The sequence below is a fragment of the Serratia entomophila genome (assembly GCF_021462285.1).
In the GTDB taxonomy this organism is placed as follows: Bacteria; Pseudomonadota; Gammaproteobacteria; order Enterobacterales; family Enterobacteriaceae; genus Serratia; species Serratia entomophila.
On record NZ_CP082787.1, the window covers coordinates 2,767,820 to 2,780,066 of the forward strand.

Sequence of the window (12,247 nt, forward strand, 5' to 3'; positions counted from 1 at the left end):
AGGTATAACTTCTTCTTTCGGGAGCCACAACACTATCACCAGCTCCCTTTACCTGTGCTAATAACGAAAAGGACGGGCATCATGAACATATTTGACCACTATCGCCAGCGTTATGAAGCTGCCAAGGACGAAGAGTTCACACTGCAGGAATTTCTTACCATTTGCCGGCAAGATCGCAGTGCCTATGCCAATGCGGCCGAACGTCTGCTGATGGCCATCGGTGAACCCGTTATGGTGGACACCGCGCTTGAGTCACGCATGTCTCGCCTGTTCTCCAACCGCGTGATCGCTCGCTATCCCGCCTTCGAAGAGTTCTACGGCATGGAAGAGGCTATCGAGCAGATAGTTTCTTATCTGAAGCACGCCGCGCAGGGCCTCGAAGAGAAGAAACAGATCCTGTACCTGTTGGGCCCGGTGGGCGGCGGTAAATCCTCGCTGGCGGAACGGCTGAAAGCGCTGATGCAACGCGTGCCGATCTACACCCTGAGCGCCAACGGCGAACGCAGCCCGGTAAACGATCACCCATTGTGCCTGTTCAACCCGCAGGAAGACGCTTCTATTCTGGAAAAAGAATACAACATCCCTAACCGTTATCTCGGCACCATCATGTCGCCGTGGGCGGCGAAGCGCCTGCATGAGTTCGGCGGCGACATCACCAAGTTCAAAGTGGTGAAGGTGCGCCCTTCCATTCTGGAACAGATCGCCATCGCCAAAACCGAACCGGGCGACGAGAACAACCAGGATATTTCTGCGCTGGTCGGTAAGGTCGATATCCGCAAGCTGGAAAACCACGCGCAAAACGATCCGGACGCCTACGGCTATTCCGGCGCCCTGTGCCGCGCCAACCAGGGGATCATGGAGTTCGTGGAGATGTTCAAAGCGCCGATCAAGGTGCTGCACCCGCTGCTGACCGCCACCCAGGAAGGCAACTATAACGGCACCGAGGGCATCTCCGCCCTGCCGTTCAGCGGCATTATTCTGGCGCACTCCAACGAATCGGAATGGGTCACCTTCCGCAACAACAAGAACAATGAAGCCTTCCTCGACCGCGTATACATCGTCAAGGTGCCTTACTGCCTGCGGGTGTCGGAAGAGATCAAAATCTACGACAAACTGCTGGATCACAGCGAGCTGACCCACGCGCCTTGCGCTCCCGGCACGCTGGAGACCCTGGCGCGCTTTACCGTGCTCTCGCGTCTGAAAGAGCCGGAAAACTCCAGCATTTACTCGAAGATGCGGGTCTATGACGGCGAAAGCCTGAAAGACACCGACCCGAAAGCCAAGTCGTATCAGGAGTACCGCGACTACGCCGGGGTGGATGAAGGCATGAACGGCTTGTCCACCCGTTTCGCCTTTAAAATCCTCTCACGGGTGTTCAACTTCGATCATGCCGAGGTAGCGGCTAACCCGGTGCACCTGTTCTACGTGCTGGAACAGCAGATAGAACGTGAGCAATTCCCGCAGGATCAGGCGGAGAAATATCTGGAGCACCTGAAAGGCTACCTGATCCCGAAATACGCCGAGTTTATCGGCAAAGAGATCCAAACGGCTTACCTCGAGTCCTACTCCGAATACGGCCAGAATATTTTTGACCGCTACGTGACCTATGCAGACTTCTGGATCCAGGATCAAGAGTACCGTGACCCGGACACCGGCCAGCTGTTCGATCGCGAATCCCTGAACGCCGAGCTGGAGAAAATCGAGAAACCGGCCGGCATCAGCAACCCGAAAGATTTCCGCAACGAAATCGTCAACTTCGTGCTGCGCGCCCGCGCCAACAACAGCGGCCGCAACCCGAACTGGACCAGCTATGAGAAGCTGCGCACCGTGATCGAGAAGAAAATGTTCTCCAATACCGAGGAGCTGCTGCCGGTCATTTCCTTTAACGCCAAGACCTCGACGGATGAGCAGAAAAAGCATGATGACTTCGTCGACCGCATGATGGAGAAAGGCTATACCCGCAAACAGGTACGCCTGTTGTGTGAATGGTATCTGCGGGTCAGAAAATCCTCATAACGCCGGCGCACAGCGGTATTATCAGGGCCATGTCCAGAGATTTGACGTGACAGCGAGGTCCAGGGACGGACCGAACGATTACGCTGTCGCGTGCAGGACATGAAAAGTTGGCAACGTCGTTTGGGGGATGTATGACCTATTTCATTGACCGACGGCTTAACGGCAAAAACAAGAGCACGGTAAACCGCCAGCGCTTCTTGCGCCGTTACAAGTCGCAAATCAAACAGTCGATTGCCGAAGCCATCAATAAGCGTTCGGTCACCGACGTCGACAGCGGGGAGTCGGTTTCCATTCCCACTGACGATATCAACGAACCTATGTTTCATCAGGGGCGCGGCGGCACACGTCACCGCGTTCACCCCGGCAACGATCACTTTGTGCAGAACGACCGCGTCGAGCGCCCGCAGGGCGGCGGCGGCGGTGGCGGCGGCCAGGGCAACGCCAGCCAGGATGGCGAAGGCGAGGACGAGTTTGTCTTCCAGATATCCAAAGACGAGTATCTCGATCTGCTGTTCGAGGATTTGGCGCTGCCCAATCTGAAAAAGAACCAGTACAAACAGCTGACGGAGTTTAAAACCCACCGCGCCGGCTATACCGCCAACGGCGTGCCGGCCAACATCAGCGTCGTGCGTTCACTGCAAAACTCGCTGGCGCGCCGCACCGCCATGACCGCCGGAAAAAGGCGCGCGCTGCACGAACTGGAAGATGAACTGACTCTGCTGGAAAACACCGAGCCGGTGCAGCTGCTGGAAGAAGAGCGGCTGCGCAAGGAGATCGCCGAACTGCGCAAGAAAATCGAAAGCGTGCCTTTTATCGACACCTTCGACCTGCGCTACAAAAATTATGAGCGCCGGCCGGAACCCTCGAGCCAGGCGGTGATGTTCTGCCTGATGGACGTATCCGGCTCGATGGATCAGGCCACCAAGGATATGGCGAAACGCTTTTATATTTTGCTCTACCTGTTCCTGAGCCGCACCTACAAGAACGTCGACGTGGTGTATATCCGCCACCACACCCAGGCCAAGGAAGTGGACGAACAGGAATTCTTCTACTCGCAGGAAACCGGCGGCACTATCGTTTCCAGCGCGCTGAAGCTGATGAATGAGGTGGTTGAGGAACGCTACGATCCCGCACAGTGGAACATCTATGCCGCGCAGGCCTCGGATGGCGACAACTGGGCCGATGACTCGCCGCTGTGTCACGAGCTGTTGGCGAAGAAAATTCTGCCGATGGTGCGTTACTACAGCTATATCGAAATCACCCGCCGCGCTCACCAAACGCTATGGCGTGAATATGAGGATCTGCAGGCGAAATTCGACAACTTCGCCATGCAGCACATCCGCGAGCCGGATGACATCTACCCGGTCTTCCGCGAGTTATTCCATAAACAAACGGCTTAGCGTCGCTTTCCTTCTTGAAAAGGCCGGTTATTGACATTAACCGGCCTTTTTTCATTTTTCTTACCGATTCATAACCAAAAGAACTAAGCTTATAACCAAAGGCAGTAATAAGCCTTATAACTGATACTGCGGTATTTTCCCGGGCAAACGCCTCGGGATTTTTTTGAGGTTTTTCCTAAACCGTTCCCCACGAGCCCGGAGAGGCTTGATAGGCTTATTCTTGTTAAGTTATCGTTAACATGTCACTCAGATATTTACCTAAGTGAAATTTGCATGATTTTATTTTTTATGGCTTCTCTGCCCGCTTCGGCGGGCAATTAAATGTCACCAGGTTCAGAAAATGATCGATTACTCACTATACGGTCTCAACGAGAATGACGTTGACGAATACCGTACGCAAATCTGCTGCCTGATAGGTAAAAGCGTGATTCAGGTGCTCTCATCCAACAAAGCCATCAGCAAGCAGAACCTGCTCTCCCACCTGCTCTACGAGGTGGAAAGGCAATCCGACGATTATTTCCAAAAATTACACCGGGCCGCTATCGAAGTGATCGGCGTCAATGGGCGATAAACGATCGTGCGTAAACCCGATATCTATGCGGCTATCGCTATTTGCGTCGTTTTCGGGCTCATGTTGATCATGAGCTTTAATACCGACATCAACGTTTATCCTTAAGAAACAGGGAAGCTGCCTTGCGGCAAGCGGAAAAAGCAGGTGCCGGTCTTTCCCGGCTGTCAGCAATTAACCCGAGATAAAAATAAAATGGCCTCATAGCCTGAGGCCACCTCGGTATGTCGGTCTTTCCCGACGGTCACTTCACAACGAAACCAAGAGTAGCGAGCCACTGTCGCCGTGAACATGGCATTAAATGCCATACTTTTCCTGTGTCATTTTGCGCCAGCGCGCGCTAGACGGATAACGCAGCAGCCGCCGCATCAATCAACGCCGCCACCGCCTGGGGATGCGACGCCAAAGAGGCATGGCTGGCATTCAAGGTTATGATGTTTTTAGCCTGCAAGCGCCCCGCCATTCTCTGTTGGTTTTCCGGTGCGATCATTCGGTCATCGCTGGAAATCTGATACCACGACGGTTTGTGTTTCCAGGCCGGTTCGCTGACGACATTGCCGAAGGTGCTGGCCAACGGCGCCTTTTGCGCCACCGCCATCACTAACGCCTCATCCGCGGACAGATCCTGGCAAAAACTTTCGTGGAACTTATCCGCTTTCACCCACAGGTAACCGTCGCTGTCCGGGGCCAGGTTCGCCGCCGCCAGAGGAGGATGCGCCTGGGTGATGCCTCCGGGGCTTTCGCCGGCATCGGGAGCGAAGGCGGCGATATAGACCAGCCCCACGACGTTAGGCTGATTGCCCATTTCACTGATGACCGCACCGCCATAAGAGTGCCCCACCAACAACACCGGCCCCTGCTGCTGAGCAACCATTTTGCGCGTGCGCTCCGCATCATCCGCCAGTGAGGTTAACGGCATCTCAACGGCATGAATGGATTCATAGCCCTTGCGTGACAATTCGATAATGACTTTGCCCCAGTGCGCCGCACCGCCCCAAAATCCATGAACCAGAACCACGGTTGGCTTTTTACTCATTGCCTAATCCTTCTGTAATGTGAAGGCGCCGCGCGAATACGCAGGAAAACGCCCTGAAGCCCCCGGCACCTGAGCGCTATGTCGGAAACTGCCGATACATGCCTTTTGTATATAGTTAGCATTATTCCATTCAGCAATAGCCAGGAATGGGTAAGCCAACTTCCAGGCCCAGTCAGGCTGCGGAATCATCCCAGATCCAGAATGCCGCACCGCATCGAATCGCCCCAAAAGCGGATTAAAACTAGGAATTTTACCCATATGGATTTAAAATCCCGCAGAAAAACAAAGAGAAATAATCAATTTCACCGGAAAAAGGAATGCAGATGTGAAGGAAATGATCTCCATACTCTTTATGATATGCCTGCTGGCATTGTTGTTTTCGTGCCTTTTCGTCTACGGTCTTAACATTCATTAAACGTCGAACCACAGCAGCCCCTATCGGGGCCCCATCACCCTCTATAAGGCAAGGCGGCCACTCCTTTGGCTCTCTGTACCTCGAGGCCAATTATCTCTTTGATTTTATTTTGTTATGGCGTCGATCGAATAAAGGCCAGAGAAAATATATACCCATCAATAATTTATGGGTATAGAGGGCCGCGCGAATAATCGGCCTTCAACCATTGATTATCTGGAATTAAGCTCCTAGAATTCGCCGCTGAAAAATATAACTGGGATCGGGTTTCATGTCGTCGCTGTGGGTTGCAACACAATATTTCTATTTGATTGGCCTTTTAGTTTCTATGGTTTTCACCTATCTGGTTAGCCGGGACACCATCAAAATCCGCTTTATCAGCGCGCTGACTATCGGTTTAACCTGGCCACTCAGTCTGCCGGTCGTGTTGCTGTTCTCCCTGTTCTGAGGCTAAGCCGCTACCCCGCCGCATCACCGGCGGGGCATTATCTCAGACCTTTAAAAATCATCCCCCTCGCTGGCCACAACCGTGCGCTCGGCCCCCCAATAGCCATATCCGGTGCCATCGTGACGTATTGGCGATCGGTCAGGTTATTGACGTTCTGGGTGTCGCTGGCGTTCTGACGAAATGACCAGACGTCGTGAAAAGGCGTGCGAGAATGCATAGCTGTAAATTATCGCCCTGGCCGGCATACAGGCCGCCCCCCGACGGATCCTTCAGCAAAGTTAGCGGTGCGGCGCCACCCAGCGGGCGTATATTCGCGCTGCGGCCCACAGACAGAGCCATAGCGCCAGGTTAAGCACCGCCCATAGCAGCAGCAGATAGAGAAAAGTTTGATAACTGGGGATGCCGCGATCGGCGGAAAAGGGATTGAAGTGCCAACATTTGATAATGGCGAAAGGGTTGAGATTGAAAAACTCGAAAAAATAGGTCGTCAGCACCGGCGGCAAAAAGCAATAGACCGCCACGGTGAACATCATCAAGCACTTGGTGAATGAATTGTTTTTATAGTCTTTCATATCAATTAGTTACTCTTAAATCACGGCATAAAGACGCCCAGCAACTTCCCCGAGGGAACAGACCCGGTGAGATGAAGTTAGTTCCCTGCCGAACGCAAAATAAAGCCTGTCAGGCGTTTAATTTTCATTTAGCGGCCAGGTGATATATACCCTATGAATTTCAAATAAAGCAGTCTGCTGCTTTTGAAAACAACGGCGTCACGCGGTACAGCTCAGGAGGCAACAATGAAACCGGACTCTCTATCCCCCCCGCCAAACCGCAAGAAACTCAAGATTATTTACGGCTGGTATATCTATGCCATCTATGCGCTATTGATCTTCAATATTTACATGGCGGTATATAACCTGTGCGTCCGGCGCCCTTTTGAAAGACCGCTCCTTTCGTTGATTCACAGCCTGTTCATCGCCCTCATGCTGCGGCAGGTGTTGAAAAAAAAGGTGGTTTTCGCCTGGCTAATGCTGGCTTATTTTATCCTGATGCGTCTGTATTATGCCAACGCGCTGCACGTGGAGTTCGATGCGACGAGCCGCGGGCTGGTGCTCATTATTTTGACGTTGCTGCTAACAGGCACCGTGGCGGTGGGGCAGTTGGCGACGCCGCCGCTGCGCCAGGACTGGCTGGCGCAGTTGGGGTGGAAACAGTGGGCCACGCTTGCCACCCTGGCGGCGGTGCTGACCCCGTTGATCACCACCGACTATTGGGGATGAACAGCCGGGATATGCGGCTCAGAGATATCGACCAATCGACACACCTTGGTGTAGTTGTTCGACTTCTCACAGATCTTGTCAGTGACAAATACGCCGAGGTAACTCAGCACCAGCAGGTACCCCAGCATGCATAAAATAAAAATTAGCGTTCTCACTGATATAAACCAACCTGATAATAGCGCCCAGTGCATCATAGGCTGATTCGCCTATTTTAGCCCGCCTCACCGCACTTCGTCATGCACTGTCGGCGCTTTCGCCTGCGCCGACGCAGCGTTTGTAGTAATATAGCGGCATCCCCCAGCGCCAGGAAATCTTGATGCATCACCTGATGTTAGATATTGAAACTCTGGATATAAAACCCAGCGCGGTGATCCTGGCGATCGCCGCGGTGTTTTTCGATCCGAAAACCGGCGAGCTGGGCGCAGAGTTTGAAGCGGCGGTCAACAGCCAAAAGGAACAGCCCGGCAGAACCATCAGCCTGGATACCGTGGCCTGGTGGGCGAAGCAGTCCGATGATGCGCGCAAGCTGGCGTTCGGCGGCAGCGAAAGCCTCAAGCGCGTGCTGACCAACCTGAGCCGCTTCATCCACATGCACAGTACCGAGCAGGTAAAGGTGTGGGGGAATGGCAAAGAGTTTGACTGCGCCATCCTGGAACACGCCTTTCAGCAACAGGAGATGCCCTGCCCCTGGAAATTCTGGGATACCCAGGATGTGCGTACGGTCATCACTCTGGCGGAGCTGCACGGCTTCAATCCGAAAAAAGCGCGGGCGTTCGAGGGCACACCTCACCGCGCGCTGGACGACGCCAAACACCAGGCACGCTACGTGGCCGATACGGTATCCGCTCTGTATTACCGCAAACCTTCGACGGCCTGAATCCTTTACCTCTTTTCATTTGCCACAGGAGTCTCTACTCTAGCCCTCTTTGTCACTTGGACGTGCCTTTTCTGTTATGCAAAAGTTTCTGTTTCTGCTTCTCAGCCTGGTGCTGCTCGGCCCATTGGGCATCGACCTCTACCTGCCGACCATCCCCGCCATCGCCGCCGGCCTTGGCAGCAGCGAAGCCCTGATCCAGTCCACCATCTCGCTGTTTATTCTGGTGCTGGGGCTTGGCCAGGTCATCGCCGGGCCGCTGGTAGACAACTACGGGCGCAAGCCGGTGGCGTTGGCCGGCATCGTCATCTACATGATCGGCGCCGCAATGGCCGCGCTGGCGACAACGCCGGCGCTATTCATCGCTTCGCGCCTGTTGCAGGGCGTGGCGGTGTGCTGCACCGCGGTCGTCGCCTTCAGCGGCGTGCGCGATCGCATGAATGGCGATGACGCCGCCCGCGCTTTTGGTTTCCTCAACGGCACGCTGAATATCATTCCGGCGCTGGCGCCGTTGCTCGGCGGCCTGTTGGCGGAAGCCTTCGGCTGGCGCGCGCCCTTCTGGTTCCTGGTTGGCTATGCGCTGCTGGTGTTGGTGTTGATCGCCCTGCGCCTGCCGGAAACCCGCCCGGCGGACACCGTGCCGGTCAAAGGCTTGCCCGTTCGCCAATATGCACGCATCCTCAGCGACCGCCGCTTCTTATCCTTCGCCCTGGTGAATTCCGGCGCCATGGGAATGGCGCTAACCTACGTCTCGCTGGCGCCTAATGTGCTGATGGGTGCCGCGGGCCTGACACCGCTGCAATTTTCGCTGGTATTCGGCGCTAATGGTTTTTGGATCATGTTGGTCAGCTTCTTCGCCAACCGCATTATTCATAAGGTCGGTCGCCCCATCTGCCTGGCGACCGGCGGTACCCTGATGGGATTAGGCTGTCTGGGCCTGCTGCTGGGCGTTACCCTGCTGCCTGCGGCGACGCAGACGCACTGGCTGGCCTATATGTTGCCGGTGGCCAGCGCCTGCGCCGGGCTGGCGTTCGTGATGGGCCCGGCGACCAGCTATGCTTTGGAGCCCTACTCCAACGAAGCGGGCGTCGCTTCCGCGCTGGTGGGGTTTGTGCAGATGGCCGGGGGCGCCGCGCTGGGCCTGATGGCCATGGCGTTACCGTTGCAGCCCAAGCTCTCTCTGGCGCTGGTGATGCTGGCGGGCTGCTTGCTGGCGCTGCACGCGCGGCAGCGCAGCAAGCAGATTAAAGGACAAATCAGGAAGGTAGCCTAAAGGCTCAGCTCTCGCTGGCGACCGGCACCCGCGCCGCCAGCGCTGTCAGCAGTTCATAACCCAGCGTGCCTGCCGCCGTGGCCACATCGTCCACCGGCAGGCGCCGCCCCCACAGCTCCACCTCGGTACCCAGTTCGGCCTGCGGGCAAGGCGCCAGATCTACCGCCAGCATATCCATCGATACCGCGCCCAGCGTGCGCGTCAAGACGCCCCCCACCCATACCGGCGTGCCGGTTGGCGCGTGGCGCGGATAGCCGTCCGCATAACCGCAGGCCACCACGCCAATGCGCTGTGCGCCGGTAGCGCTGTAACGGCCGCCATAGCCCACGCGATCGCCGCCTTTCAATTGCTGGATGCCGATAATTTCACTGCGCAACGACATCGCCGGCTGCAGCCCGCTGGCCGCGATGTCGCTCCAGCGGCCGCTCGGCGATGCCCCATACAGAACAATCCCCGGTCGCACCCAGTTACCGTGGGTCTCCGGATGCCACAGCGTGGCGGCGGAGTTGGCCAGGCAGCGCGGCGCCGGGATCTGCGCCGCCGCCCTTTCGATGGTCGCCATCTGTTGATTGACCCCTTCGGGGCCGTCGGCGGTGGCGAAGTGGCTCATCACCGTCAGGCTGGCGATGTTTGCGATACCCTGAGCCTTCTGCCAGACATCGTGCAGGCGTTCTGGCGCAAAGCCCAGGCGGTTCATGCCGCTGTTCACTTTCAGGTAAACCTCCAGCGGCGCCGATAGGCTGGCGTCGGTTATCGCCGCTAATTGCCAGTCGCTATGCACCGCCGTGGTCAGACGATAACGATCGATCAGCGCCAGGTCCTGCGGCTGGAAGAAACCTTCAAGCAGCAGGAGCGGCCCTCGCCAACCGGCCTCACGCAGCAATACCGCTTCAGCGAGATCCAGCATGGCGAAGCCATCGGTCTGCGCCATGCTGCGCCAGACGCGTTTGATGCCGTGCCCATAGGCGTTAGCCTTGACCACCGACCAAACCTTGGCTCCTTGCGCATAACGGCGAACCACCTGCAAATTGTTTTCAATCGCGCCAAGGTGCAACGTGGCGCTTATCGGGCGGGGCATGAGTTCTCCTTCAGACCAGCGGATGCCGGCCACCGGCAACCGCCGGCAGCTTCGACATCCTTCATATGAGTTCAGTGATTAACGTGCAGGATGCGCGTCGTTCAGTGGGGCGGCGTTCAGGTGGCGAAAGCCTGCGCTGTAACGCGCTACCGCCAAATCATCGGAAGGGATCGCCGGGGTGATACCGGAGATCAAATCGGACAACAACTGCCCGGAACCGCAGGCCATGGTCCAACCGAGGGTGCCGTGCCCGGTATTGAGGAACAGGTTCTTCAGCGAAGTGCGGCCGACAATGGGCGTGCCGTCTGGCGTCATTGGGCGCAGGCCGGTCCAAAACGTCGCCTGTTCCACCCTGCCGCCGTTCGGGTACAGATCGCGCACCACCATTTCCAACGTTTCACGGCGCTTTTGCTCAAGCTGGGTATTGAAGCCGACGATCTCCGCCATGCCGCCGACGCGAATGCGTTGGTCGAAACGGGTGATGGCGATTTTGTAGGTTTCGTCCAGCACCGTAGAAAACGGCGCCGCCGCCTCGTCGGTGATAGGAATAGTCAACGAGTAACCCTTCAACGGGTAAACGGGGATCGACACCAGGCCACGCAACAGGCCGGTGGAATAAGAGCCGAAAGCCACCACGTAGCTGTCCGCCTTGAATGTCTCGCCGCCGCACTGTACGCCGGCGATTTTGTCGCCCTCCACCAGCAGACGGTCAACGCTGCGGTTGTACAGGAAGGTCACCCCCGCCTGCTGGGCCATTTTCGCCAATTGCTGGGTAAACAGCTGGCAGTCGCCGGTTTCGTCGTTGGGCAATTGCAGACCGCCGGTGAGCTTGTGGGCCACCTGCGCCAACGCCGGTTCGACGGAGGCCAGTTGTCCGGCTTCCAGCAGCTTGTAAGGCACACCGGCGTCTTCCAATACCGCAATGTCCTTCGCGGCATTTTCAAATTGCTGTTGGGTACGGAACAACTGCAAGGTGCCACCCTGGCGCCCCTCGTACTGGATGCCGGTTTCCTGGCGCAGCGCCTTGATGCAGTCGCGGCTGTATTCCGCCAGACGCACCATGCGGCCTTTATTGGTCATGTAGTGTTCGGTGTTGCAGTTTTTCAGCATCTGCCACATCCAGCTCAGCTGGAAGCTGCTGCCGTCCAGGCGAACCGCCAGCGGCGCATGGCGCTGGAACATCCATTTGATGGCTTTCAGCGGCACGCCGGGTGCCGCCCAAGGCGCGGCGTAGCCTGGCGAGATCTGCCCGGCGTTCGCTGCGCTGGTTTCCATCGCCGGGCCTGGTTGGCGATCGATCACCGTCACTTCATGACCGGCCTTCGCCAAATACCAGGCGCTGGCAACACCCACCACCCCACTACCTAAAATTACCACTCGCATCGCTGACTCCAGCTCAAGGCTTCACAAAGCATAATCTTCTGCTCACAGGAAATTAACTCAGTGTAAAAATCCGTCCAACAACTTCGTTATCAAACGTGACAACATTCACAATTAATTTATCGTTGATGGCGCTTTCTTTTGCAATAGCTCAGAACAAAAGCCGATAAGCTGCGGTAAAAGGCGCTTCAGGGCGCTAAAACAGCCGCAGAACGCTATCAATGCTAGCAATGTTGTCATCAAGAAAAGCTCTGCAACGCAACATGATTTTAACAGAATATAAAAACAGGCGGCCTCGAATAGTTAGGATAAAAAACCATAAACAAGGCCAAACAGCAAAATATCCACTCAGGGAGAATGCGGCGGCCGACAGCAGAAAAACCTCACAAAAAAACGCCTAAAAATGCCGCCGGCTCTGGGCTCCGCACTATTTGCACCGCTGTTCCGGCAATGCGCATTAAATTTGAAAATACGGCCCAGCC

General features: G+C 56.1%; 11 protein-coding genes. 7 read left to right on the forward strand and 4 right to left on the reverse strand.

Going from position 1 to position 12,247, the window contains the following annotated elements:
* The first annotated feature begins 81 nt into the window (after window positions 1–81).
* From yeaG to KHA73_RS13510, 3 genes are all read left to right on the forward strand, one after another.
* Window positions 82–2,016 (forward strand): protein kinase YeaG, encoded by a 1,935-nt coding sequence (yeaG, locus tag KHA73_RS13500; RefSeq protein ID WP_234584841.1) that lies wholly within the window; start codon window positions 82–84, stop codon window positions 2,014–2,016.
* A 131-nt stretch (window positions 2,017–2,147) separates the two neighbouring features.
* Window positions 2,148–3,416: a YeaH/YhbH family protein gene (locus KHA73_RS13505; protein ID WP_234584842.1), complete on the forward strand. Its 1,269-nt coding sequence runs from the start codon at window positions 2,148–2,150 to the stop codon at window positions 3,414–3,416.
* 340 nt (window positions 3,417–3,756) lie between these two features.
* A complete protein-coding gene (locus KHA73_RS13510; RefSeq protein ID WP_234584844.1) occupies window positions 3,757–3,987 on the forward strand; it encodes a hypothetical protein in 231 nt (76 codons plus the stop codon).
* A gap of 337 nt (window positions 3,988–4,324) precedes the next feature.
* Here the strand turns inward: KHA73_RS13510 and KHA73_RS13515 are convergent, their stop codons facing one another.
* Complete coding sequence (locus KHA73_RS13515) at window positions 4,325–5,020, reverse strand: alpha/beta hydrolase (protein ID WP_234584846.1); 696 nt, start codon at window positions 5,018–5,020, stop codon at window positions 4,325–4,327.
* A gap of 683 nt (window positions 5,021–5,703) precedes the next feature.
* Here KHA73_RS13515 and KHA73_RS13520 point away from each other — a divergent pair.
* Entirely contained in the window at window positions 5,704–5,880 is a 177-nt protein-coding gene (locus tag KHA73_RS13520; protein WP_234584847.1) for a GhoT/OrtT family toxin, read from the forward strand.
* Between the two features lie 278 nt (window positions 5,881–6,158).
* Here the strand turns inward: KHA73_RS13520 and KHA73_RS13525 are convergent, their stop codons facing one another.
* The gene (locus tag KHA73_RS13525) at window positions 6,159–6,452 is read right to left on the reverse strand and encodes a hypothetical protein (protein ID WP_234584849.1); all 294 of its coding nucleotides are present in this window, start codon (window positions 6,450–6,452) and stop codon (window positions 6,159–6,161) included.
* Between the two features lie 225 nt (window positions 6,453–6,677).
* Here KHA73_RS13525 and KHA73_RS13530 point away from each other — a divergent pair, with 225 nt between their 5' ends.
* The 3 genes from KHA73_RS13530 (at window position 6,678) to KHA73_RS13540 (ending at window position 9,307) form a co-directional block, all read left to right on the forward strand.
* A complete protein-coding gene (locus KHA73_RS13530; RefSeq protein ID WP_234584851.1) occupies window positions 6,678–7,160 on the forward strand; it encodes a hypothetical protein in 483 nt (160 codons plus the stop codon).
* A 316-nt stretch (window positions 7,161–7,476) separates the two neighbouring features.
* Window positions 7,477–8,037 carry a 3'-5' exonuclease gene (locus tag KHA73_RS13535; protein WP_234584852.1) on the forward strand — a complete coding sequence of 187 codons (561 nt, stop codon included), beginning with the start codon at window positions 7,477–7,479 and terminating at the stop codon, window positions 8,035–8,037.
* A gap of 76 nt (window positions 8,038–8,113) precedes the next feature.
* Window positions 8,114–9,307: a multidrug effflux MFS transporter gene (locus KHA73_RS13540; protein ID WP_234584854.1), complete on the forward strand. Its 1,194-nt coding sequence runs from the start codon at window positions 8,114–8,116 to the stop codon at window positions 9,305–9,307.
* Between the two features lie 4 nt (window positions 9,308–9,311).
* Here the strand turns inward: KHA73_RS13540 and dadX are convergent, their stop codons facing one another.
* On the reverse strand, window positions 9,312–10,385 hold the full coding sequence (dadX, locus tag KHA73_RS13545; protein ID WP_234584856.1) for a catabolic alanine racemase DadX: 1,074 nt from the start codon (window positions 10,383–10,385) through the stop codon (window positions 9,312–9,314).
* 78 nt (window positions 10,386–10,463) lie between these two features.
* Complete coding sequence (locus KHA73_RS13550) at window positions 10,464–11,768, reverse strand: D-amino acid dehydrogenase (protein ID WP_234584857.1); 1,305 nt, start codon at window positions 11,766–11,768, stop codon at window positions 10,464–10,466.
* Window positions 11,769–12,247: the final 479 nt, after the last annotated feature.

What these genes read in the sequence shown, in the direction of transcription:
- yeaG (WP_234584841.1), top strand. Translation starts at nt 82, where the DNA reads ATGAACATATTTGACCACTATCGCCAGCGTTATGAAGCTGCCAAGGAC.
- KHA73_RS13505 (WP_234584842.1), top strand. Translation starts at nt 2,148, where the DNA reads ATGACCTATTTCATTGACCGACGGCTTAACGGCAAAAACAAGAGCACG.
- KHA73_RS13510 (WP_234584844.1), top strand. Translation starts at nt 3,757, where the DNA reads ATGATCGATTACTCACTATACGGTCTCAACGAGAATGACGTTGACGAA.
- KHA73_RS13515 (WP_234584846.1), bottom strand. Translation starts at nt 5,020, where the DNA reads ATGAGTAAAAAGCCAACCGTGGTTCTGGTTCATGGATTTTGGGGCGGT.
- KHA73_RS13520 (WP_234584847.1), top strand. Translation starts at nt 5,704, where the DNA reads ATGTCGTCGCTGTGGGTTGCAACACAATATTTCTATTTGATTGGCCTT.
- KHA73_RS13525 (WP_234584849.1), bottom strand. Translation starts at nt 6,452, where the DNA reads ATGAAAGACTATAAAAACAATTCATTCACCAAGTGCTTGATGATGTTC.
- KHA73_RS13530 (WP_234584851.1), top strand. Translation starts at nt 6,678, where the DNA reads ATGAAACCGGACTCTCTATCCCCCCCGCCAAACCGCAAGAAACTCAAG.
- KHA73_RS13535 (WP_234584852.1), top strand. Translation starts at nt 7,477, where the DNA reads ATGCATCACCTGATGTTAGATATTGAAACTCTGGATATAAAACCCAGC.
- KHA73_RS13540 (WP_234584854.1), top strand. Translation starts at nt 8,114, where the DNA reads ATGCAAAAGTTTCTGTTTCTGCTTCTCAGCCTGGTGCTGCTCGGCCCA.
- dadX (WP_234584856.1), bottom strand. Translation starts at nt 10,385, where the DNA reads ATGCCCCGCCCGATAAGCGCCACGTTGCACCTTGGCGCGATTGAAAAC.
- KHA73_RS13550 (WP_234584857.1), bottom strand. Translation starts at nt 11,768, where the DNA reads ATGCGAGTGGTAATTTTAGGTAGTGGGGTGGTGGGTGTTGCCAGCGCC.